The following is a 24556-nucleotide window of genomic DNA, read 5'->3' on the forward strand; positions in this document are numbered from 1 at the left end:
ACAAGCAGATACCGCCCTAGTACCCCCACGTGTACCCCTTGTTTTATTGGTTAGTTAAAGAACAACGTATACTATTGCAGAAATATGTAGATCAACAACATTTTGTACAAAGACTTTGAAAAAACCCCTTAAGAAATGAAAAATAAATACTTTTTACGAATCCTGTTTTTTATTAGTATTACTACTAGCTATGCTCAGTATACCAGTATTCCTGATGCTAATTTTGAAGCGGCTTTAGACGCTTTGGGTTATGATGATATTTCAGGTGATGGACAAGTGCCTACCAATAATATTAATACTATTATTACATTGGATATTTCTAGTCAAAATATCTCTGATTTAACAGGGATTGAAGGTTTTGTAGCTTTAGAAGAATTAATTGCTTATGAAAATATGTTCACAACAATTGATCTAAGTAATAATTCTGCTTTAGAAATATTAGATCTTTCAAATACACCACTTACAGAACTTGATCTAAGTGCTTTAACGAATCTTAAAGAATTAACCCTTGTAAATACTGATCTTAATGCCTTAGATGTAACCACAAATATAGGTTTAACATCATTTATCGCTACTTCCAATAACGTTGAGTATTATGATCTAAGGAATAATACGTTACTCGAAGTAGTAGTAATTTCTTCTAGTGCAACAAAATTCATAAATATAAAAAATGGTAATAATGAAAATATAACGAATCATGCGATTTATGGAGATCCAGACCTGTGCGTTGCTGTAGATAATCTTACATATAGCCAAACAAATTGGGTAAATGCACAATCCACGGATATTTATACTGATGGATTTTGTAGGTATACTGCTATCCCGGATGCTAATTTTGAGGCAGCACTATCTGCCTATGATGATATCGCTAATGATGGACAGGTACCGACAGAAAATATAGCCACGGTAACTACCTTAAACATTGCAAATAATAGTATTAACAGTTTAGATGGAATTGAAGACTTTACAGCCTTAGGAACTTTACGATGTACCAATAACTCCATTACAACTTTGGATCTTTCTGCCTTAACAAACCTTACGTTTTTGTGGTGTAATCAGAACCAATTGACGGCTTTAGATATATCTAACAATACAGCCTTAACCTTTGTGAATGCTAGCCAAAATACAATTAATAGTTTCAACGGTACGGGATTGAATCTCCTTGAAGTTTTATACTTGTGGTCGAATCAATTGTCCAGTATTGATGTAAGTGATATGACAGCATTGACCGAACTTGATATGTTTGGTAATTTGTTGACAAGTTTAGATGTTTCAAATACTACAGGATTACAAGAAATAAATCTTAGAGGAAATAGTCTAACAACACTAGACCTATCAAATAATACGGCACTCATCGAAGTTGATGTAAGAAATAATGATGTGATGAGCTTGAATATAAAAAATGGCAACAATACCAATATCACAAGTTTTACGGCAACTTCAAATCCAAATCTAACCTGTATTTTAGTGGATGATGCCGCCTACAGTACTGCCAACTGGACAAGTATCGACGCTCAAACCAGTTTTAGTGATACCTATTGTCGTTATACGGCCATACCAGATGCTAATTTTGAAGCAGCTTTAGAAACTTTAGGTTATGATGATATTTCTGGTGACGGACAAGTGCCAACCGTACTTATTGAAAACGTGACAATCCTAACCATACAATTTGCAAATATTAGCGATTTAACGGGTATAGAGGATTTTATAGCCATTGAAGACCTGATCATTTCATATAACGGATTTACTTCATTAGATGTCAGTAACAATCTTAACTTAACCTATCTAGAATGCGGGTATAGTAGTTTGAGTAGTTTAGATGTGAGCAACAATACCTTACTAGAAACCTTATGGGTAAATACAACTCCAATAACATCTTTAGACCTAAGTCAAAATGTAAATCTAGTTGATCTGGTGGCGAGTAGTAATAATGCACTCACAAGTCTAAACATACAGAACGGTAATAACACCAATATGACGCGATTTGATACAGATGGGTCAAATAATCTCACCTGCGTGTTAGTAGATGATGCGAGTTACAGTACGACCAATTGGACAGACATAGGCGATAATACAAGTTTTAGTGAAACCAGTTGTACTACAGATTATGCACTAGCTATAAAAGCGTTTGTACAAGGCGCAGCCTTGAATCCAAATGAAGGCGAAGAAAGCTTACTGCGTGATGACTTACGTGTCGCTGGACTAATCCCAACCACAAGCCCATATACAGACGGCTTAACTTGTGATGCTTCGGTATTTACTGCTACAGGTGCAGATGCTATTGTCGATTGGGTTTGGGTAGAATTGAGAGATCAAAATGATGCTACCATAGTCATTGCAGGACAATCCGCCTTATTACAGCGTGATGGAGATATCGTTGCAGCAGACGGAGTTTCTGAGGTAGCATTTTCGATTGAAGCTGATGATTATTATGTTTTGATAACACATCGTAATCATTTGGGGATACGCTCAGCAAATACGGTTTCGTTATCTGCTACCACCGCGATCCTTGATCTTACCACAGATACTTCGCTCATTCTTGGAGGTACCAATGCAGTTACCGAGATCAGAAATGGCACTTATGCTATGCTTGCCGGAGATGGAGATGCTAATGGGCAAATCCAGAATACAGATATCAATACAGTAATCACCTTACTTGGTGGATCCGGATATAGTGATGCCGATATGGATATGAATGGTCAGGTACAAAATACAGATATTAATAACCTCATGAACCCCAACGTAGGAAAAGGAGAACAATTTTAGTAAAACCATTGATAAAACAAAGAGATATAAAATTGTCTCCCAATTGTCTCCTTTTTTTATTGATTAGTAAAACAACAATATATACTATTGCATTAGTATTGGCAGTAACTAATATGTTACAAAAAATACGTTATAAAAGCCCCTTAAATATGAATAAAAAATACTTTTTACGAATCCTGTTTTTTATTAGCATTACTACTAGCTATGCTCAGTATACCAGTATTCCTGATGCTAATTTTGAAGCCGCATTGGTATCCTTAGATGATATACCTGAAGACGGAAGAATTCCAACAGGGAATATTAATAGCATAACTTCATTAAATGTTGCCAATAAAAACATTAGTAGTTTATCAGGTATCGAAGATTTTGATTCGTTAAAGCAATTAACGGCTAACGGAAACTCATTAACTAGTATAGAGGTAAGTAATCTTACAGACTTAGAGGAGTTGATAGTATATGATAATCAGATTAGTTCAATTGATTTATCCAATAATTTGAATTTAATTGAAATTGATGTATATAATAATCGATTATCAAGTTTAGATATCTCACAAAATACTTCAATCGTAAATGTTTTTGCCGATAGTAATTCAATTACAAGTTTAGATGCAACAGAAAATACATTTTTAGAACGACTTGACGTTAGCAATAATAATTTGTCTTCATTAAATATTAAGAATGGGAATAACACTGGTATAAAAAGTTTTGGAGCTACTGGAAATGTAAATTTAAGTTGTATAGTTGTTGATGATATTTCTTATGCAGAATCAAACTTTACTAATATCGATAGTGGAGTGAGTTTCAAGATCACAAGTTGTGATCACATTTCTATTCCTGATGCCAATTTTGAAGCCGCCCTTAGTGCTTATGACGATATTGCTGCGGATGGTCAAGTTCCTATCGCAAATATTCAAAATTTAACTTCTTTAAATATAGCTAATAGCAATATCAGTAGTTTATCAGGAATTGAATATTTTACCTCATTAACCCAATTAATAGCTAATGGTAATTTATTAACTACAGTTGATGTAAGCGATTTAACAGCGTTAGAAGAATTGATTTTGTTTGAAAATCAAATTATATCTATTGATTTGAGCAAAAATGTAAATCTAATCGAATTAGACTTTTTTGGAAATTCATTAGCCAGCATAGATCTTTCGCAAAATATAGCACTTCAAAAAGTATTTATTGATAATAACGTATTAACAGCATTAGATCTTTCAAATAATCCTGCTTTAAAACGACTTGATGTCAAGAATAATAATTTATCGTCCTTAAATATTAAAAATGGAAATAATACAAATATTACAGGATTTGGAGCTACAGGAAATACAAATTTAAAATGTATTTTGGTGGATGATGTATCGTTTGCTCAGGCAAACTTTACTGGTATTGATGCTGGAGTGGTTTTCAATACAGTTAACTGTGATTATATAAGCATACCAGATTCAAATTTTGAGTCAGCCTTGTTCGATTTAGGTTATGATGATGTCTCGGGAGATGGCCAAGTACCAACTGATTTAATTAGCGGATTAACCTCGTTAAATCTAGTGAGTAAAAATATTGCAGATGCTACTGGAATCGAAGCATTCGTTGCTTTAGAAGAGTTAAATATTTACAGTAATAATTTAACAAGTATTGATATAAGTTCAAATACTCAACTCAAACATCTGAGATGTCAAAACAACCAAATCACATCGTTAGATGTTACTTCGAATACATTGCTTGAAACCCTAATATGTGATCATAACCCATTGACAAGTTTAGAGGTGTCACAGAACACATTGTTGAATAATATTAATGTTTCCAGCACTTCAATAAGAACAATTGATCTTTCTAATAATACAGCTTTAACTGTTTTAACTGCAGAGGATATGATATTGTTATCCCTGGATGTAAGTAGCAATCCGTTGCTAGAAGAAGTATCGTTAATAAACGGGGATTTTATCAGTATTAATTTAAAGAACGGAGGGAATACCAATGTCGTGGACATATATCTTGATGGTAATACTAGCTTAAACTGCGTGTCTGTTGATGATGTTACGTATGCAACCACAAATTGGACGGATATTGACGATTCAAGTGTATTTACTACTGATGCTTGTATAATTAATTACACTTTAATTCCGGATTCAGCTTTTGAAACGCGTTTATACGATTTAGGTTATGATGATATTAGCGGTGATGGTCAGGTTCCTACAGCATTAATCCAATCAGTTACAAACTTAGATTTAAGTAGCTCAGCAATATCAGATGTAACTGGTATTAAGTATTTTACATCTTTAGAAATTTTAAATGTTTCTTCAAATGCGATTATAAATTTAGATTTAAGTGGAAATACGGTAATTAAAGAAATCTACGCAGAGCCGTCAAATGCTGATACTATCAATGTAAGTAATATGACAGCTTTAGAAATAGTACACTGTAATAGTGCAAATTCTTTAACTACCTTAACACTTACAGGAGCTACAAGTTTAAAGGAATTAAGTATTTATAATACAGTAAATCTTACCAGTTTAGATGTAAGTACCAATACAGCATTAGAAAAAATAACCAGTTATAGTAGTTCTTTAACAAACTTAAATACTACGGGGGCTATAAGTTTAAAAGAGTTACAACTCAATACATCACAAATCTCGAGTTTAGATTTGAGTACAAATACGGCTTTAGAAATAGTGAATGCAAATAGCTCTGCTTTATCTTCAATCAACATCAATGGAGCCACAGCACTTAAAGAGTTATATGTGTATCAAACACTAATTTCATCGCTAGATGTTTCAACAAATACGGCATTAACTAAGTTGCATTGTTACGGTTCAGGAGGGTTAACTTCGTTGGATCTTTCAACCAATACTGCTTTAACAGATATACAATGTCAAAATACAGGCATTACTAGTTTAGATGTTTCAACAAATGTAAATTTAGAAACGCTTTATTGCCAAAATAATGCATTAACAGATATCAACTTAAAAAATGGAAACAATACCATTCTTACCGATTTAAATATCACAAATAATAGTGAATTGGCATGTGTTCTGGTTGATAATGTAGTTTATGCAAATACCAACTTTACGAATGTTGATAGCAATGTAACGTTTACGGTAACAGATTGCGGATATACACAAATACCGGATGCAGAGTTTGAAGCTGCATTAGCTTTTCTTGATGATATTCTGGGTGATGGTCAAGTACCTTCAGCCGCTATTGGAGGTCTAGTAAACTTAAGCTTTAGGAATAATGAGCTAATATCAGATTTTACAGGGATAGAGGCTTTTGTGAGTTTAGAGCGTTTTAGTTATATAACATCTGGTACTATAACAAATTTAGATTTTTCTAATAATCGTAACCTTACAAGTGTAACTATAGCAAATAATAATATAACATCCATCAATCTCACCCAAAATACATTACTAGAAAATATAAGCCTCAGGGGGAATAATTTGTCCGAAATAGATCTTTCTCAAAATGTATTATTAACCGATTTAACATTAGATAATAACGCTAACCTTACAGCAATAGATTTATCTAACAATACTACTTTAATTAATTTATCCGTTGGTAGTTGCTCATTATCTAGTGTAGATCTCTCAAAGAATCCCTTGTTAACTTATGTTTACATTGGAGAAAATGACTTAACGAGTATTGATGTAAGCAACAATTTGTTACTAAAAGACCTTTATATTTATGATAATCCAATTGAAGGGTATTTAGACCTTAGTAATTTAGAAGACCTTGTTGAGGTAGATTTTAGTAATTGTGAAGTAACTGCTATAAATCTTAAAAATGGGAATAATGAAAACATCACTTATTTTGATGCTACCAACAATCTAAATTTAACCTGTATTCAAGTAGATGATGCTACCTACGCCACTACAAATTGGACTAATATTGACAATACAACGAGTTTTAGTGAAGACTGTGGTTATGCAATAACAGTTGCTCCCAAAGTATTTTTACAAGGAGCAAAGACCAATCCAATTGCCGGAGAAGAAAACTGGATGCGTGATGACTTAAGAACGTCAGATTTTATTCCGACGACTAGCCCATATACCGATGCACTTACCTGCGATGCCTCCGTGTTTTTGAGCACAGGTAGTGATGCTATCGTAGATTGGGTGTGGATAGAGTTGAGAGATAAAAATGATCCCACCATAATTATAGAAGGACGATCCGGATTACTGCAAAGAGATGGTGATGTTGTCGCGGTAGATGGTACATCGAGTCTTGAGTTTTCAGCCTCATCAGACGCCTACTATGTAATGATCACACACCGCAATCACCTTGGGATTCGTTCTGCCAGTACTGTTACATTATCATCCACAGGTACAACTATTGATTTTACAAACGATACATCGCTTATTGAAGGAGGAGCTAATGCGGTCGTTGACCTGGGAAGTAGTTCGTTTGCGATATTGGCAGGAGACTATGACGAGAATGGTCAGATCCAGAATTCTGATATTAATGCTGTAATTTCCTTCTTAGGTAATTCTGGATATAGTAATGCAGATCTGGATATGAATGGTCAGATTCAGAATTCTGATATTAATAATATTTTAAATCCTAATGTAGGAAAAGGAGAACAATTTTAAAAAACAAATACCCCTTACTTATGAAAAATATGAAATTTATGTACAATACGAACCGGAACACCTTAAGGCTTTTGATTTGCCTATTGTTTATGAGTATGACGATCCAGGCTCAGGAAATCCATTTTACCTTTGCCAATGTCCAAAAAACCATTGAAAATGGAAATTACTATTATGAAGCCGATGTGATGATTGAAGCTTCAGAGGATTTCAAATTGGGATCAGGTCAGGTGTATCTAACCTATAATCCAGAGGCATTTGGTGAAGATGTTTCAAAAAATAATAGTATCCAATATGAGTATGAATCTGGCTATATTTTAGGCGAGAACTATACATTACCAGCCTACAAAAGTTTTATGCAGAATGACAATACCGCGAATCGCGTATCTTTTGCTTTTCAACAAGGTGTAAGTGCAGAATCTATGACTAAAGAGAATGTAACCACTATTGCTAAACCTTTGTTTCATATCAAATTAAAATATGCAGATGCTACCCAAGATCCAATGATTGCTTTTGAAGAAGGAGAAGTTTTTCAAGATCAGTTTTTTACTGCTTGTGGTAGTATGCTCAAAAGTGGAGTCAAAGCTGGATTCCCTGATTGTGCCAACTTACCAGGTAAACAATTAGTAAATGACACCTACGATTCTAGCGGAGCCTCTTTACAAGTCTTAAATGTAGAAGATCAAAATCCAGATACCATCAGCTTATATCCAAATCCTGTTAAAGATTATTTTAGAATTCAAGGATTAGGAAATATTACTACTGATATTCGTATTACCGATATCAATGGGAAACTGGTAAAAAACCTTTCAGGTCATTCATTAGACAACACTATAAACATATCGCAATTGCAAACAGGTGTATATTTCATTCAAATAGGTAGTCAAAACTCCCAAAAAAGCTACAAACTAATCAAGGAATAGCAGAAATATAAGAAACAAATAACAGGCAAAGTAGCATTCTTTTAAGTAGCTCCAAGAGACACCTCATAATAGAGCTAACAGGGATTCCCTTGCCTAAAACGTAAGAGAAAATAAAATCAGAAACACCTCAATAAACCTAATAAAAAGTAAATTCATGAAAAAAATAATACTATTTACCTTGCTGATATGTCTCTCGACATATGTGAATGCACAAGACGTCACGTTTACGTTTCAAAATGCCAGAAACACCAATGATGGAGTAGACGACTTTTATGAAGCAGATATTTATATAGCATCTTCAGAAGATTTTAAACTAGGATCAGGACAAATCTATTTTACCTACAATACTGCCGCTTTTGGCGTAAATATCGATGGCAGTGGTAATTTTGATTACCTACAGCCAGATGGTTCTATCTTGGCAGAGACCTATAGTAGTTTTCCTGCTTATCAGTCTTTTATTACCAATGATAATACTAGTGCTAGAGTTTCTACATCTTTTCAACAAGGATTAAGTAGTGGTACCATTACAGCAAATAATGTAACGAGTACTCCAAAACATTTATTTAGTATTAAAATCAAATATGAAGATATCAATGAAGATCCAACAGTTGCTTTCGAAACTGGTTCTGTATTCTTAGATCAATTCTTTACAGCTTGTGGTCCTGCAACCTTTGGTTTTCCGGATTGCACAAACAATCCAGGGGTGCAACTTATCAATGATACTTTTGATTCTTCTGGAGCAGAAATTGATATCGCACCTCCGGTAATTACTTTACTAGGTAATGCTGCTGAGACTGTTGAAGCAGGAAGCACATATACTGATGCAGGAGCTACTGCACTAGATAATAAAGATGGAGATATTACAGCAGACATTGTTACGGTAAACCCAGTAGACACTTCTGTTACTGGAGTATATACTGTTACCTACAATGTAAGTGATGCTGCTGGAAACGATGCTACAGAAGTAACCAGAGAAGTTACCGTTTCTGATACAACCGTTCCTGTCATTAGTTTAACAGGAGATGCAGCGGTAACTGTGGAAGCTGGTTCTACCTATTCAGATGCAGGAGCCACAGCCAGTGATTCATTAGATGGTGATATCACCGCAGACATAGTTACGGTAAACCCAGTAGACACTTCTGTGCCTGGAGTATATACTGTTACCTATAATGTAAGTGATGCAGAAGGAAATGATGCTGTAGAAGTGACTCGAGAAGTTACTGTTGTCGATACTACTGCTCCCACAATTGTACTAAATGGTTCCGCTAACGAAACTGCTGAGGCTGGAAGTACCTATACAGATTCTGGAGCTACTGCTAGTGATATTGTAGATGGAGATCTTACAACAAGTATTATTGTAGTAAACCCAGTAGACACTTCTGTGCCTGGAGTATATACTGTTACCTATAATGTAAGTGATGCAGAAGGAAATGATGCTGTAGAAGTGACTCGAGAAGTTACTGTTTCTGATACTACCATACCTGTAATTACATTATCAGGCGATGCAGCAGTAACTGTAGAAGCAGGAACTACCTATACCGATGCAGGTGCTACCGCTTCCGATTCTTTTGATGGTGATATCACTGCGGATATTGCTATCGTAAATCCAGTAAATACAGCTGTGCCAGGAGTGTATACAGTAACTTATAATGTAAGCGATGCAGCAGGGAATGATGCCGTAGAAGTTACCAGAGAAGTAACCGTTTCGGATACTACCATACCAGTAATTACCTTGCTAGGAGATGATCCAATAGAGATCGCACAAGGAACCACCTATACAGATGCAGGTGCAACAGCAAGTGACTCTTTTGATGGTGATATTACAGGAGATATTGTGGTGGTAAATCCAGTGGACACTTCTGTAGATGGAACCTATACCATAACCTATAATGTTATGGATGCAGCGGGGAATGCAGCCGTACAAATTACTAGAACGGTAACAGTGTCTCCCCTACTTGGCATAGAAGACAACGAAATTGATGGTTTAGCAATATATCCTAATCCAGTAACCGATATCCTCACTATTACATTACCAGTAGAAAATGTAATTATGTATAGTCCTACTGGTCAAAAAGTATTAGAAACCGTAGAAAACAAAGTAGATCTTTCTTCTTTTGAAACAGGCATATACTTTGTTCAAATACAAACGCCAAAGGGTACTACGGTAAAACGGATTATTAAAGATTAATGATGATGAAAGAATTTATACTAAAACATAGATTGTCAATAACATTAACATTGTTTTATGCATCTGTGTTTTATACGATTGTACGATTATCTTTTGCTTGATTAGATAATCTATATGCTGATCATGTTTCTTGTATTAAAGAGTTAAGGGGCTTTATATAAGGAAAAAATCATTAGAAAATCAGCGACGATGGCTGCCTGGAACTTGTTTTTCGGGCAGTCTTTTGTAATGAAGAAAATTAGTCATAAAAGTTTTAAAGTTTGATACTTTCTTTGACTTTGATACTTATTCTAAAAAAAATCAATAATCTGATAGAGCAGCGCTTATAAGTTTTTTTTATGATTGCCTCATCCTGAAAAACAGTCCTCTAGAAGCAACCTATTTCCAGTTTTTGCATCCATAAGATAACCACACAACTAAAACATATGAAGCAAATATTTTTTCTACTATCCCTATTTTTTATGGTTTCCTGCAGTAATGATGATACTGACCCTTGCTCTGTAGGCGTATTAGATACATCTACCGATATAGGTTTACAAAATTTATTCATAGAGTTAGTTGACACTGAAGGAAACAATCTTATCGAAAACGGTACATATAGTGCAAATGACATCTCTATAAGTTATAATAATTCTATAATTACAGGTGTTGTTTTCCAACAAGTTCAATCTATTCAGTATTTTATTATCATGAACATTTTTGGACAGGAAGGAGATAATATTTTTTTAATTAACTTAAATGATACTGAAACCGATACTCTAATATTAAACCTCAGCATTGAACCAGGTGACCTTTGTTTACCTGATTTCAGAAAACTAAATGCAGTAACTTATAATGAAATCGAGCAAAATATTGAAGATTTTGAAGGTGAAAACAAAATTACCGTGATAAAACCATAACATAGTTTTAGATCAATCCGTTATATATTAAAAAACAAAAAACCGTCCTATTATAGAACGGCTCCTTAATCCTGGTTAATATTCCCCCTTGCGATATTAACCAAATATATTATGATTTAATTTATAAAAGGATTACTCCATTTTTCATCAGTATATATGTTGGTTCCTGACAATGTCTTTAAAAAAGCTTCTAAAGCAGCTATCTCATCATTAGTAAGATTTAGGTTTTGACCATTTCCTCCCGGACCACCAAGCAAACGATTATCCAGACTTGGGTTTCCAGTAGGGTCAATATTATCATAATGATTAATCACTTCTGCAATAGATCCCATACTAGCATCGTGCATTAACGCTCCGTTAAGTACACCTGCATTATTTACAATATCTCTTAGAGAAGGAGATCTCGTAACATCAAAATCAGAAGCTCCTGCATCTCCAAAAACTCCAGTAACTCCATTATTGAGGCTTTGAGGGTCTATGGAAAAATCAGGTGCTCTATGACAGGTAATACAACCCGCTCCATTTTGATTAGGAGGATTTACAAAAATTCTCTTTCCTAAGTTTTCCTGTGCAGTAAAATTTGGAAAATCCTGATTGTCATTTGGTATAACTGCCCTTCCGGCATCATATTTGGCATCAAAAGATTGAATACTACGTATAAATTGTGCTAAACACTCTTGTAATCTTTCCTCAGTAATCGTTGTATTTCCATAAGCAAACTGAAAGAGATCGTCATAATATTCAATCTCGCTCAATTTAGTAAGTAAATCGGCCAACCCTGAATCTCCATCCTGTCCGCTAAAGCCCATTTCGGCATGATCCTGTATTGGTTGAGTTGTTTGTGCTTCTAATGTATTTGCTCGCTCATCCCAGAAGAATCGGGTTTCATCAGAAAATCTCGCATTGACCAATCTCATACTATGTCTCCCTGTCACCCCATTAACTCCAGTACTTACATCATCATTATCTCCAAAAGCAAAGGCTTGTTTATGGCAACTCGAACAAGAAATAGTGTTATTAGTAGATAGATTTTTATCATAAAACAAAACTCTTCCTAATGTAGCTTTAGCATCTGTAATAGCATTACCGTCGGTATTATCTCTGGTAATATATGTCGGAATCGTTTGATTGGCATAATTAGCTAAATTGTTTAAATCTAAATTCTGACCAAAAGTTTCCTGAAATACTGAAGAGGTAATAATTGGATCCTCTTCTTCAGTCACAATTGGAATATATTCATTTTCTTCATTAGAACATCCCACAATAATTAATGCGATGAACGCCATCCATAGATTTCTTACTTTCATATTTTGGGTTTAATAGATTTGGAAATCAAATATATCACAGGATACGATTTATACCTAATATACAAGGGGTACAATTAGGGGTACAACATACAATTCCCTAACTGTAAAGACTTTATCAAACTATTTATTATATATCTTCAATTTAAAACTTAGTATACACCATACTTTTTTTAATCCGAATGGTGCTCTAATTCATTGCCAAAAGGTTTTAAAATAATCCCTACACTAAAAATAAATCCATCAGTGGGTGCATAGATTTCCGGAAACGTCGGATTATCGTGAGGTGGTAATACCAAAGGTGAGAATCTGCTCTGTCGTCGATCCGTAAAGTTTTCAAAATTCACAAAAGTGCTCCCCCAGGTAAAGTTGCGCATGGCTAATAACCCCATAGTTATAAAATCTGTCGTTTCTGTACCATTAGAAAGGAATTGCTTACCCGTATAATAGGTTTCAAAACCAATACGCCATTTTGGAGATTCGTACATAATAACGCTACCTGCATTATGTCTGGCCGTTAGAGGTTTCTGAGGGTTCCCCGGTAAGTAATTTAATCTAGTATCTATAAAAGCATAGTTTAAAAACCATCTGAAGTCCTTATAACTGAATTTAATATTAGTCTCCGCACCTTTGCTTAAAATAACGTCCTCTGCATTTTCGAATTGAAAGAAACCGTTATTCGTACTGTTTAATAACAATCCATTTTCTATAGCGGTTACATAGAATAACTGATTTATAGAAAAGCCAATCTCATCAGTTAACCCAGCTTGATAATTAAAATCCAGGTTTACACCATAGGAATGTTCTGCTTTGAGCACATCTTTGTTAATAGGGAGTACATTTTCAAAATTTACAAATTCTGCCTCCTCAGTAAAAATGTCCGGCACTTTATATCCTAAACCACCTCCTATTCTACTAGAAAATGAGGTTCCTGCCTTAAACAATAATGAAACTTTGGGTAAAACAAAAAATCCCCAATCTTTTGCATAATCTGTTCTTAATCCTGTTTCCAGAATCCACTGATCAGAGAAATCATAAGTATTATTAGCAAATAACCCAAAGGTCACATCGCTTTGATTTCTTTCTATAGTCTGTGAATCTTCATCAAAATCAGTAGAATATAAATTCGCTCCTAATACCCAATCTGCTTTTATTCCTTGTTTGTGATATGTAGCCTCAGTAAAAGTATTCCATTGCTTTCCTTTAAATGTGATATCAGGAATTACTAAATCCCGATCAAAAAAAGCAATACTATTTTTCACCTTTATTGAACTTAGTGAATCTAGCTGTGTTTCATAAACCGCTTGACTACTAATCCGCTTTGAAAGGTTTTCTTCAGTATATTGATGGATTCCATCTCGCCCTTCTTCAATTTTAACGATATCACCACCTTTTCTATCATCATATGTACCGTTAAGACCAAACCATATTTTAGTTCTTTCAGAGGGATAATAAAATAGTTTAGGATTAAGTACTATCGAATAAGTTTGTGGTAAATTACTAAAACCATCGTCTTCGGGATCATATGCTTTCTGATAATTTCCTGAACCAAAAATTGTTGTTCCCCATTTGTTGTTGCGCTTACCATAAAATACATTTGCTGTACTACCTAATGCCTGTGTTTGCGTCACCATGATATCTAATTGAGGTTCTATTTCAGGTGTTTTAGAAACCATATTTACCAAACCTGCAATAGCTCCACCTCCATATAACGTAGAAGAACTCCCTTTGATAATTTCGAATTGTTTTAAGTCAACCGGTGGGATTTGCATAATGCTCAATCCACTGGAAAAACCACCGTATAACGGGAATCCATCTCTTAGTAATTGTGTGTATCTTCCGTCTAATCCCTGTATCCTGATATTAGCATTACCACTGCTCAAAGAAGTTTGCTGCATTTGTATACCTGTACTTTCACGAAGTACCATTGAAATATTGGTAGCGTTCATTGCTACTTTTTCTCCTAATTCTTCTCCGCCAATAAATTCTATACGCGTAGGTATTCTTTTAATAGTTCTTGTACTTCGTGTGGATTGTAACACTACCTCATCCAAGGCATTTGCACTTTCTTTAAGATAAAAAATAAAAGGTTCTTGATTACTAGGTATTTGTATAATGGCTTCTATAGATTCAAAACCAATAAACGAAACCTCTATCTCATATGTACCATAAGGTATATTACTGATAGTCGCTATTCCATCAAAAGCTGTGATCCCACCTTTTTCTAATGTTTTGATCAAAACTGATGCACCTAATAATGGTTCTTTTTCCTTCTCTGTCAGAACTTTTATTTTTACCGTGCTTGATTGCACATCGTCTTGCGCTGAAATCTGAAAGGTTGCAAAAACGCAAACCAATATAGTGAGCCAAAGGCTCATAATTCTTGTATACATTAAAATATATTATTGATTAAATAAAAAATTGATTGAGGCTATATTGCCTCCGAACATATTAAGTAATCAATTGAGGAGGTTGAAGAATGGTGAGCGTTACATCTTTTATAAAACCCTCATTATGAGAAAAAATCTCAGCCGGGATTTCTAAGATTGGAAGTGTCGACTGATACAAATCAAAATTAATCACATGTATATGGCAGCAGTAACAATAACAAAAGGATGAGCATATATCTGTTTCGCTATCGCTATGTTTATGATCTGTATCCATATCCTGAGAAAGTTCTATATGAACATCATCTACATCTGTGCAATTATCCTCACAAAACACAAAGTTGAGCCCTAGAAGGTAAATTGATAATATGACAGTAAAAACTTTCATATCACAAAGATAAAAGAAAAAGATAGCTAATGGTATTACAAAATGATATAAAGATTTTTCTATATAAATTAAATAGCGACTTAAATTAAAATTCAAGTCGCTATCACTTAGTTGAGTTGATGTATGTAAGAAAATACTATTGCAGCCTTTTTAATAATAATTCAGCAACTAATTCTGAAGAAGCTGGATTTTGCCCTGTAATCAATAAACCATCCTCTAATGCATATGGAGCCCAGTCATCACTTTTAGAATAAATCCCTCCATTCTCTTTTAGCATATCCTCTACGAGAAAAGGAACGATAGATGTCAACTGTACCGCATCTTCTTCGGTATTAGCAAATCCGGTAACCTTTTTTCCTTTAACTAAAGGTGTGCCATCACCACTTTTAGCATTTTTAAATACAGCCGGAGCATGACAAACCGCACTAACAGGTTTATTGTTACTATAAAAATCTTCGATTAGCGAAATTGAGTTTTTATCCTCTGCCAGATCCCATAATGGCCCATGCCCTCCAGGATAAAATACAGCATCATAGTCAGATTGGTTTACCGTCTCTAACACCAATGTTTTTGATAAACTTTCTTGAGTCTCTTTGTCACCATTAAATCTTATCGTAGCAGGTGTTTCAAAATCTGAAGTAGCACTAGTAGGATCCATAGGTGGTTGTCCTCCTTTTGGCGAAGCAATAGTGATATCAACTCCATTATCCTTCAATACATAATAAGGAGCAGCAAATTCTTCAATCCAAAACCCTGTTTTGTGTCCGGTATCTCCTAAATCTTCATGACTTGTCAATACAAATAATACTTTTTTCATCATTATATGTTTTATGAGTTATTTTTTTGTGTAGTAGTTCTGGTTGCTAAGTTGTATAACTACAAAATTACACTAATGATTTCTGAAAAAAATTGATGTATGATAAGAAACTATTCTTGAGCAATTTCTTTTCTAATTCTACTCAAACTTTCTGTAGTAATCCCTAGATAAGAAGCTATATGATAGTTTTTTACGTTCCTTTCAATGTTGGGATAACTATGTATAAAAGAAAGGTATCTTTCTTTTGCAGATTGTGCTAAATTAGCAAGAATTCTTTTTTGAAAACTAGCAAAAGCTTTTTCCATTTTCTTTCTAAAGAATGTTTCTAATTGTGGGACTTTATCATATAAATTTTCCATATCTTTTTTAGATATTCTATATAATATAGCATCCTGAATACACTCGATAGTCATAATAGCTTTACTATTTGTAAAAAAAGCAGTGTAATCACTAATCCACCAGTCTTTTATGGCAAACTGTATGGTATGCTCTTTAGCTGAACTATCAAGAAAATAGGCTCTTAAACACCCTTCATAAACAAAATATTGATCCATAACGATGTCATCAGACTTTAAAATGGTAGTCCCTTTATTTAGGCTAAGTTTTTCGAATGTGTTTTCTATAAGATTTATTTCTTCTAAAGAAAAAGAAGTGTCTTTAAATATTTCCGGTATGATTGAGTTATAGGTGTTCATCTAAAAACAGTAGAGAGAAAATTTATTACAACGTAGTAATATATTATTCATTATACTACCGATGAAAATTATATTAAGTATTTAAATCAATAATTGTAAAATCCAAAAATAACGGAAAATCTCTCATTATTGGTTTGAAAACAGAAGTTTAGAAATAATTACACATTCCTTCCTAACCAAGCTGACAAATATCATAGTTGCTCTACCCTATCTGGTCTATTTTTAGGATATAAAAATGAGTGACCATGAAAAATATTCTGCTTCCAACCGATTTTTCTGACAATGCCAGAAATGCGATCAACTACGCCATGGAGTTTTTTAAAAATGAACTCTGTACGTTTTACATACTCAATGTTCAGAAAGCATCAAGCTATACTACTGATGACCTGATGGTTGCTCCTGCAAACACGACTATTCATCAGTCTGTAATTAGTGATGCCAAAAAGAAATTGGATATCATTGTAGAAGAGTTAAAAACTGCTTATTCTCAAGAAAATTATACCTTTCATTCACTTACTGACTATGATGTATTTACAGATGCTATTAGACAAGCAGTACAAGCTAAGGATATTGATCTGATTATTATGGGTACCAATGGAGCAACAGGTGCAGCAGAAGTTGTTTTTGGTAGTAACACTCTAAATGTAATTCGAAAGGTAGATTGTCCTATTATTGCTATCCCACAAGGATTCATATTCAAACCCCTTAAAAAAGTATTGTTTACCATAGATAATGGAGATCATTTTATTACTGAAGGTATAGAACCTCTTATGGATGTCCTGGTAAAGTATAAATCTTCATTACGTATTCTAAAGATCAAAGAAGATGAAACAGTTACCGTTGCTGAGTTTGATGACAAAAAACATATGAAAGCGTTTTTTAAAGATATAAATCATACCTTTCACTCTATAATCAATGTCCCAACAGCCTTGGCCATTAATAGTTTTGTGCAAATTATGAATGTAGACATGACTGCTATGTTTATCAAAAGAGAAACATTTTTAGAACGATTTTTTAAAGGATCCGAAACCTCCAAAATTAGTTATGGAACCCGAGTACCACTATTGATTATGCATAGTTGATCAAACACCAACAGCATCCTATGATATATTATATCGCAATTGCTTTATATATCCTCATCGGAACCTTTATTATCGTTAGGTTACTTCTTAATGGAATGAGACCTACCAAAACCTTAGCCTGGTTGCTTACCATTTTTACGATTCCTATTGGAGGTATCTTCTTATACCTTATGCTCGGTAGAAATCGAAGAAAGAATAAGCTTTTTAGACTCAAGCGTACACCAGAAGTAAGTGCTTTTACAAAAAGAGCATTACAAGAATGTTCACCTATTACACAAGAAGAATTTACAGAGCATCATAAAATCATTTCGCTCATTACCCGAAATTCTCATTTTGCTCCAAGCACAGGTAATCAGGTGAAACTTCTTAAAAATGGAGTAACCACTTTTAAAGCTATTTTTGAAGCACTGCGCAATGCAGAACACTTTATTTATCTGGAATATTACATTTTTGAAGAAGGAGAACTAACTGATGAACTTTTAGAACTTTTTCAGGAAAAGGTGAATCAAGGAGTCTCTATTAAAATACTCTATGATGGTATTGGAAGTTTATCACTAAGCAAAATGTATGTTAAAAAACTACGAAATATTGGGGTGGAGATTCATAAATTTTTACCTATTCGATTTGGTAAGTTTTTATCCTCTATCAATTATAGAAATCACAGAAAAATTATTGTTGTTGATGGTAAAATTGCTTTTACCGGAGGCATCAATGTTGCTGATAAATACCTAAAAGGTGATCCTACACTCGGTATGTGGTATGATACACATCTACAGATTAAAGGCCCTGCTGTAAATAGTCTTAAAGCTATTTTTGTTTTGGATTGGTATCTGGTAAGTAATGATAAAACCATACTAAATACTTCTACCTTTGTTGATCATACTAAAAAAGGGGTGTCATCAGTCCAGATTGTACATAGCGGCCCTGATGATGATTTCTCCTCTACGCAACAAATGTATTTTTCTATAATTAGCGAGGCTAAAAAGTATGTTTATATTACTAATCCATATATCATCCCGGGAGAATCCATCCTGGACGCATTAAAAATAGCTGCTATGAGTGGCGTCGATGTGAGGTTACTACTTTCCGAAAAATCCGATAATATTATTGTACGTTGGTGTGTACGATCATATTTTGAACGTTTACTACAAGCCGGAGTAAAAATTTGTTTGTTCCCAGAAGGTTTTATGCATAGTAAAACTATTGTAGCAGATAATACTATTTCTTCTGTAGGTACTACCAATCTGGATATTCGTAGCTTCGAACAAAATTATGAAGTCAATGCAGTAATTTATGACGATGAATTTGCCGTAGCACTAAAAAATGATTTTTTAGAAAATTGTTATAAAAGTGTTTCGCTTAACTATAATACCTTTGTACACAGACCATGGATACATAAATTAAAAGAAGGTATTGCTAAAATCTTTAGCCCGGTTTTATAAATAACAGATTATATGAAAGATCCAAAAAAGATAGGAGTGGTACTTTCTGGTGGTGGATTTAAAGGTGTAGCCCATATCGGAGCTATACAGGCACTGGAGGAGACAGGAATTGTTCCACAATATGTTTCTGGAACTAGTGCTGGAGCTCTGGTAGGATCCTTATATGCAGGAGGGTATACACCCCATGAAATCAAAGATTTCTTTAAAAAAACACCTTTATTTAAGTTTAATCGCTTTACGCGAAAGAAAGCCGGTTTCCTGGATTCTGAAAAATTCTATGATGACCTCATTACCTTCTTACCAGAGAACTCTTTTGAAGCATTGCAAAAAAAACTTTTTGTTAATGCTACAAACTTAGTAGAAGGTACAACAAAAGTATTCAGTACTGGTCCATTAATTAAACCCTTATTAGCTTCAGCTGCATTTCCGGGAGTTTTTACACCGATACTTATTGATGGAGAACTATATGCGGATGGAGGGATTTTGGATAATTTTCTGGTTACTCCTCTCCAAAAACACTGCGATCTTATCATTGGAATAGACGTGAGTCCTATTAAAAAACCTAAGGTTACAGATTTTAAAAATTCGTTTAGCGTAATGCAGAGAGCATATTATCTTAGAGCAATGCCAAATTCTGAAGCTAAATTTAATCTCTGTGATATTATTATCCAACCAAAAAAACTAGTGAATCATGGTATTTTTAGTAATAGTGGATTAGATAAAGTATATGATTTAGGGTATCAGGAAGCTAAAAAACAATTAGAAATTTTTCTAAAACAACAAAAATTATGATTCAAGAATTAAGGGATAACTATGGCAAATTTTTTGAAGAAAAACTCCTGGAAGAAATCAACAGTGTAGGGACTTTTAAAGAAGTTTCTGCTGGCATAGAACTTATAAAACCAGGCAGCTACATTAAATCTATGCCATTAATTATCAATGGAGCAATAAAAATCCTTAGAGAAGATCAAGATGGAGATGAACTACTATTGTATTTTTTAGAACGAGGAGACACTTGTGCTATGACGTTATCTTGTTGTCTTGGGCATCAAAAAAGCGAAATCAAAGCTATTGCTGAAACCGATGCTAAATTGGTAATGATCCCGATAGAAAAAATGGAGGAATGGACTGCAAAATATAAGTCATGGAGAAACTTTGTTTTTGACAGTTATCATCATAGATTAATAGAAGCTTTTGAAACTATAGATAGTATTGCATTTATGAATATGGATGATCGATTACTAAAATATCTTAAAGACAAAATCAAAATTAATAAAAACAATATCATTAATAATACTCATCAGCAAATCGCTTATGACCTTCATACTTCTCGTGTAGTAATCTCCAGGCTTCTTAAAAAACTAGAAAACGAAGGCAATGTAAAACTGCATAGAAATTCTATCGAAGTAATACATATTTGATCTTCTGTAACAATTGTTACTGCAAACCCTATCTCCTAAAATTATTTTTGTTCAAAACAATAATTGATGGAGATCACAGAAATTTTAGGATACTCAGGAGCACTGATTATAGGAATTGTATTAGGTTTAATTGGTGGAGGGGGATCTATTCTTACCGTTCCTTTATTTGTATATCTTATGCATATTAATCCAGTGACAGCCACGGCTTATTCACTTTTTGTTGTTGGGATATCAGCACTGGTAGGCGCAATTAATAATTTTAGAAAAGGGCTTGTAAGTTTGCGTACAGCCATTGTTTTTGCTATTCCTGCTTTTATAGCGGTGTATTCTACCAGAAAATACCTTGTTCCTGCAATTCCGGATCAACTCTTCAATATAGATGAATTTATGATTACCAAGGATATTGGGATTATGATATTCTTTGCCATTATTATGTTACTAGCATCTCTATCTATGATCAAGAATAATAAAAAGAATGTTAATCCTAAGGCAAAAGTAGCATATAACTATCCTCTTATTCTTGTTGAAGGTGCCGCAGTAGGAGTATTAACAGGACTTGTAGGTGCTGGTGGTGGATTTTTGATTATTCCAGCATTAGTATTATTAGCAAAGCTTCCTATGAAAAAAGCGGTAGCCACTTCTTTACTAATCATTGCTATAAAATCTTTAATAGGTTTTATCGGGGATGTAGAAAATATGGAAATACACTGGAACTTTTTACTCATGTTTACAGCAATCTCTGTTATAGGAATTTTTATCGGAATGTATATGTCAAATTTTATTGAAGGTAAAAAACTGGAAAAAGGTTTTGGATGGTTCGTTTTGCTTATGGGTATTTATATACTTATCAAAGAACTTACCTAAACAAAGCTTTGTAACAATTGTTACTGAATTGAAGTAATAATTGCTGTATTTTTGAAAAATAAATAATAAACAAACTATACTTCATACTATAATTGAAGAATATATAAAATAAATGATGATGCAAATAGAACAAATATATACAGGATGCTTAGCTCAAGGAGCTTATTATATAGAAAGTAATGGAGAAGTTGCAATTATAGATCCATTACGTGAAGTAAAGCCATATATAGAAAGAGCAGAGAATAATAATGCTAATATCAAATACATTTTTGAAACACATTTTCATGCGGATTTCGTAAGTGGTCATATCACGCTTGCCAAAGAAACTGGAGCTGATATTATTTATGGCCCTATGGCAAATCCTTCTTTTGAAGCTATTATAGCAGAAGATGGACAAGAATTTAAACTTGGTGATATCACAATTATCGTATTACACACTCCTGGACATACTATGGAAAGTACAACCTATCTACTTAGGGATGCAAGTGGTAAAGATCATGCTATCTTTAGTGGGGATACATTGTTCTTAGGAGATGTTGGGCGTCCTGACCTAGCTCAAAAAGCTGCTCATATGACTCAGGAAGAATTAGCAGAAACTTTATACGATAGCTTACGCAACAAAATTATGCCTCTGGCTGATGATGTGATTGTATACCCTGCCCACGGAGCTGGTTCTGCCTGTGGTAAAAATATGATGAAAGAGACTGTAGATACTTTGGGTAATCAAAAGAAAATGAATTATGCACTACGTGCTGATATGACCAAAGAAGAGTTCGTAAAAGAAGTTACAGAAGGGTTATTACCTCCTCCTTTATATTTTCCGTTAAACGTAAAAATGAATAAAGAAGGGTACGAGGATATTGATAAAATACTTAATCGAGGTGTAAATCCTTTATCCCCAAAAGATTTTGAAGCTTTGGTTAACGAAACGGGAGCAGTGGTTCTGGATGTAAGACACCAACGTGAATTTGTAAAAGGACATATTCCAAGATCTACATTTATTGGGATTGGTGGAGATTTTGCACCTTGGGTTGGAGCATTAATAGCCGATGTACAACAACCTATATTATTAGTTGCTCCAGAAGAAAAAGTAGAAGAAGTGATTACAAGATTATCTCGTGTAGGTTTTGACAATACGCTTGGATACCTAGAGGGTGGATTTGATGCTTGGAAAAAAGCTGGTAAAGACTATGACACTATCACATCAATTACTGCTTCAGAATTTAAAACAGTGTTAAACAAAGAAGAGGTTCCGGTTTTTGATGTACGTAAAGAAAGTGAGTTTGTAGCAGAACATGTTGACAACGCCATTAATACTCCATTAAGTTTTATTAATGATTATCTTTCAGACTTTCCGGACAATAAGACATTCTATGTGCATTGTGCCGGAGGATATCGCTCTGTAATTGCTGCATCAATTCTAAAAAGCAGAGGTATTCATAACCTTATTGATGTTGCAGGTGGTTTTAAAGATATTAAAGAAGTAGGGATTGAAACTACTGATTATGTTTGTCCTTCTACCTTAAAGTAAAACTACCGATACAACGAATGACAAGTTTTGAAAAGAAAAAACATTGAGAAAACATCTATAAAACCAATGAGTTCAAAGATGTAAGCTGGTATCAGGATTCTCCAAAGACATCTTTGGATTTTATTGAGTATTTTAAAGTCCCTAAAGCAGCAAAAATAATTGATGTTGGGGGTGGAGATAGCTTTTTAGTAGATCACTTACTTGCTTTAGGATATGAGGATATAACCGTGCTTGACATTTCTGAGGTGGCTATAGATAAAGCGAAAGAAAGATTAGGAAATCTTGCGAAAAAGGTTAAATGGATAATTGCAGATATAGCTAATTTTAAGTCATCCCAGAAATATGATGTTTGGCATGACCGAGCAGCATTTCACTTCCTGACTGAAAAGAAGGAAATTCAGAATTACATTGATGCTACGAAACAAGGCATAACAATAGAAGGAATTCTCATTATCGGCACCTTTTCAGAAGATGGCCCAAAAAAATGTAGCAGAATTGATATTACAAACTATTCCCAGGATTCCTTAAATAATCTAATGAAAGATTCTTTTAAAAACGTAAAGTCTATATATGTAGACCACAAAACACCTTTTAACACCGTTCAAAATTTTGTTTTCAGCGGATTTAAAAAGATATAAGTATGTAACATAGGTTACTGAACTACTTTTTAAAGTTTAGTTTCTTTACCCCAAAATAAAATAAAAATGAATTGGATATATGAACCTTGGCCCTGGTATCTTTCAGGACCATTAATAGCATTGGTAATGTTTGTATTACTAATGATTGGGAAAAGATTCGGAATGTCTTCTAATCTAAGAACGATGTGTACTATTTGTGGTGCCGGAAAAGCTTCAGATTTTTTTAAGTTTAACTGGAAAGCACAACGATGGAACCTGATTGTAGTACTTGGCGTAATCATTGGAGGATTTATTGCTACTAATTTTTTATCTACAGATACTTCTGTGGATATCAATCCTAAAATTATAGCTGATCTTCAATCCATAGGTTTTAAAAGTGCAGGTGATGCATATATGCCAGATCTATTATTTTCTAATGACGTTTTTAACGATCCAAAAGGATTACTATTATTGGTTCTTGGAGGTATTTTAGTAGGTTTTGGAGCTCGATATGCCGGTGGATGTACCTCAGGACACGCCATCTCAGGACTTAGTGATTTGCAAATTCCTTCACTTATTGCTGTAATTAGTTTTTTTATAGGCGGTTTAGTAATGATACATTTTATTTTCCCTTTAATTTTTTAAA

18 protein-coding genes are annotated in these 24556 nt (G+C 34.0%); 13 read left to right on the top strand and 5 right to left on the bottom strand.

Annotation, left to right across the window (positions count from 1 at the left end):
• The first annotated feature begins 135 nt into the window (after nt 1-135).
• The 5 genes from J8M14_RS12685 to J8M14_RS12705 all read left to right on the top strand — a co-directional run bounded on the left by J8M14_RS12685 (nt 136) and on the right by J8M14_RS12705 (nt 11362).
• Nucleotides 136-2766, top strand: a complete 2631-nt coding sequence (locus J8M14_RS12685; protein ID WP_211074989.1) for a leucine-rich repeat domain-containing protein — start codon at nt 136-138, stop codon at nt 2764-2766.
• Between the two features lie 149 nt (nt 2767-2915).
• A complete protein-coding gene (locus J8M14_RS12690; protein ID WP_211074990.1) occupies nt 2916-7355 on the top strand; it encodes a hypothetical protein in 4440 nt (1479 codons plus the stop codon).
• A 20-nt stretch (nt 7356-7375) separates the two neighbouring features.
• Nucleotides 7376-8275, top strand: coding sequence for a T9SS type A sorting domain-containing protein (locus tag J8M14_RS12695; protein ID WP_211074991.1), 900 nt, complete (start codon nt 7376-7378; stop codon nt 8273-8275).
• Nucleotides 8276-8429: 154 nt separating this feature from the next.
• Complete coding sequence (locus J8M14_RS12700) at nt 8430-10463, top strand: immunoglobulin-like domain-containing protein (protein ID WP_211074992.1); 2034 nt, start codon at nt 8430-8432, stop codon at nt 10461-10463.
• A gap of 425 nt (nt 10464-10888) precedes the next feature.
• Nucleotides 10889-11362, top strand: coding sequence for a hypothetical protein (locus J8M14_RS12705; protein WP_211074993.1), 474 nt, complete (start codon nt 10889-10891; stop codon nt 11360-11362).
• 116 nt (nt 11363-11478) lie between these two features.
• Here J8M14_RS12705 and J8M14_RS12710 read toward each other — a convergent pair whose 3' ends face one another.
• The 5 genes from J8M14_RS12710 to J8M14_RS12730 form a co-directional block, all read right to left on the bottom strand.
• A complete protein-coding gene (locus J8M14_RS12710) occupies nt 11479-12669 on the bottom strand; it encodes a cytochrome c peroxidase (protein ID WP_247672629.1) in 1191 nt (396 codons plus the stop codon).
• A gap of 170 nt (nt 12670-12839) precedes the next feature.
• Nucleotides 12840-15059 (bottom strand): TonB-dependent receptor, encoded by a 2220-nt coding sequence (locus J8M14_RS12715; protein ID WP_211074994.1) that lies wholly within the window; start codon nt 15057-15059, stop codon nt 12840-12842.
• A 58-nt stretch (nt 15060-15117) separates the two neighbouring features.
• Complete coding sequence (locus tag J8M14_RS12720; protein ID WP_211074995.1) at nt 15118-15441, bottom strand: DUF6660 family protein; 324 nt, start codon at nt 15439-15441, stop codon at nt 15118-15120.
• Between the two features lie 136 nt (nt 15442-15577).
• Complete coding sequence (locus J8M14_RS12725) at nt 15578-16258, bottom strand: type 1 glutamine amidotransferase domain-containing protein (protein WP_211074996.1); 681 nt, start codon at nt 16256-16258, stop codon at nt 15578-15580.
• A 110-nt stretch (nt 16259-16368) separates the two neighbouring features.
• The gene (locus J8M14_RS12730) at nt 16369-16953 is read right to left on the bottom strand and encodes a Crp/Fnr family transcriptional regulator (protein WP_211074997.1); all 585 of its coding nucleotides are present in this window, start codon (nt 16951-16953) and stop codon (nt 16369-16371) included.
• A 245-nt stretch (nt 16954-17198) separates the two neighbouring features.
• Between J8M14_RS12730 and J8M14_RS12735 the strand changes: the two genes are divergently transcribed.
• The 8 genes from J8M14_RS12735 (at nt 17199) to J8M14_RS12770 (ending at nt 24555) form a co-directional block, all read left to right on the top strand.
• Nucleotides 17199-18035, top strand: a complete 837-nt coding sequence (locus tag J8M14_RS12735) for a universal stress protein (protein ID WP_211074998.1) — start codon at nt 17199-17201, stop codon at nt 18033-18035.
• Between the two features lie 20 nt (nt 18036-18055).
• Nucleotides 18056-19477, top strand: a complete 1422-nt coding sequence (cls, locus tag J8M14_RS12740) for a cardiolipin synthase (protein ID WP_211074999.1) — start codon at nt 18056-18058, stop codon at nt 19475-19477.
• Between the two features lie 12 nt (nt 19478-19489).
• The gene (locus tag J8M14_RS12745; RefSeq protein ID WP_211075000.1) at nt 19490-20269 is read left to right on the top strand and encodes a patatin-like phospholipase family protein; all 780 of its coding nucleotides are present in this window, start codon (nt 19490-19492) and stop codon (nt 20267-20269) included.
• On the top strand, nt 20266-20898 hold the full coding sequence (locus J8M14_RS12750; RefSeq protein ID WP_211075001.1) for a Crp/Fnr family transcriptional regulator: 633 nt from the start codon (nt 20266-20268) through the stop codon (nt 20896-20898). The genes J8M14_RS12745 and J8M14_RS12750 overlap by 4 nt, the downstream gene beginning before the upstream one ends.
• A gap of 66 nt (nt 20899-20964) precedes the next feature.
• Complete coding sequence (locus tag J8M14_RS12755) at nt 20965-21762, top strand: sulfite exporter TauE/SafE family protein (RefSeq protein ID WP_211075002.1); 798 nt, start codon at nt 20965-20967, stop codon at nt 21760-21762.
• Between the two features lie 118 nt (nt 21763-21880).
• The gene (locus J8M14_RS12760) at nt 21881-23293 is read left to right on the top strand and encodes an MBL fold metallo-hydrolase (protein WP_211075003.1); all 1413 of its coding nucleotides are present in this window, start codon (nt 21881-21883) and stop codon (nt 23291-23293) included.
• Between the two features lie 113 nt (nt 23294-23406).
• Nucleotides 23407-23931 carry a class I SAM-dependent methyltransferase gene (locus J8M14_RS12765; RefSeq protein WP_348772846.1) on the top strand — a complete coding sequence of 175 codons (525 nt, stop codon included), beginning with the start codon at nt 23407-23409 and terminating at the stop codon, nt 23929-23931.
• A gap of 66 nt (nt 23932-23997) precedes the next feature.
• Nucleotides 23998-24555: a YeeE/YedE thiosulfate transporter family protein gene (locus J8M14_RS12770; protein ID WP_211075004.1), complete on the top strand. Its 558-nt coding sequence runs from the start codon at nt 23998-24000 to the stop codon at nt 24553-24555.
• Nucleotide 24556 lies beyond the last annotated feature (1 nt).

This window comes from Aquimarina sp. MMG016 (assembly GCF_018100805.1).
Taxonomy (GTDB): Bacteria; Bacteroidota; Bacteroidia; order Flavobacteriales; family Flavobacteriaceae; genus Aquimarina.

Bases quoted from the DNA above. Each gene is read 5' to 3' on its own strand.
- J8M14_RS12700 (WP_211074992.1), top strand. From the start codon at position 8,430: ATGAAAAAAATAATACTATTTACCTTGCTGATATGTCTCTCGACATAT.
- J8M14_RS12690 (WP_211074990.1), top strand. From the start codon at position 2,916: ATGAATAAAAAATACTTTTTACGAATCCTGTTTTTTATTAGCATTACT.
- cls (WP_211074999.1), top strand. From the start codon at position 18,056: ATGATATATTATATCGCAATTGCTTTATATATCCTCATCGGAACCTTT.
- J8M14_RS12745 (WP_211075000.1), top strand. From the start codon at position 19,490: ATGAAAGATCCAAAAAAGATAGGAGTGGTACTTTCTGGTGGTGGATTT.
- J8M14_RS12715 (WP_211074994.1), bottom strand. From the start codon at position 15,059: ATGTATACAAGAATTATGAGCCTTTGGCTCACTATATTGGTTTGCGTT.
- J8M14_RS12705 (WP_211074993.1), top strand. From the start codon at position 10,889: ATGAAGCAAATATTTTTTCTACTATCCCTATTTTTTATGGTTTCCTGC.
- J8M14_RS12710 (WP_247672629.1), bottom strand. From the start codon at position 12,669: ATGAAAGTAAGAAATCTATGGATGGCGTTCATCGCATTAATTATTGTG.
- J8M14_RS12735 (WP_211074998.1), top strand. From the start codon at position 17,199: ATGAAAAATATTCTGCTTCCAACCGATTTTTCTGACAATGCCAGAAAT.
- J8M14_RS12730 (WP_211074997.1), bottom strand. From the start codon at position 16,953: ATGAACACCTATAACTCAATCATACCGGAAATATTTAAAGACACTTCT.
- J8M14_RS12750 (WP_211075001.1), top strand. From the start codon at position 20,266: ATGATTCAAGAATTAAGGGATAACTATGGCAAATTTTTTGAAGAAAAA.
- J8M14_RS12755 (WP_211075002.1), top strand. From the start codon at position 20,965: ATGGAGATCACAGAAATTTTAGGATACTCAGGAGCACTGATTATAGGA.
- J8M14_RS12770 (WP_211075004.1), top strand. From the start codon at position 23,998: ATGAATTGGATATATGAACCTTGGCCCTGGTATCTTTCAGGACCATTA.
- J8M14_RS12685 (WP_211074989.1), top strand. From the start codon at position 136: ATGAAAAATAAATACTTTTTACGAATCCTGTTTTTTATTAGTATTACT.
- J8M14_RS12760 (WP_211075003.1), top strand. From the start codon at position 21,881: ATGCAAATAGAACAAATATATACAGGATGCTTAGCTCAAGGAGCTTAT.
- J8M14_RS12725 (WP_211074996.1), bottom strand. From the start codon at position 16,258: ATGAAAAAAGTATTATTTGTATTGACAAGTCATGAAGATTTAGGAGAT.
- J8M14_RS12720 (WP_211074995.1), bottom strand. From the start codon at position 15,441: ATGAAAGTTTTTACTGTCATATTATCAATTTACCTTCTAGGGCTCAAC.
- J8M14_RS12695 (WP_211074991.1), top strand. From the start codon at position 7,376: ATGAAAAATATGAAATTTATGTACAATACGAACCGGAACACCTTAAGG.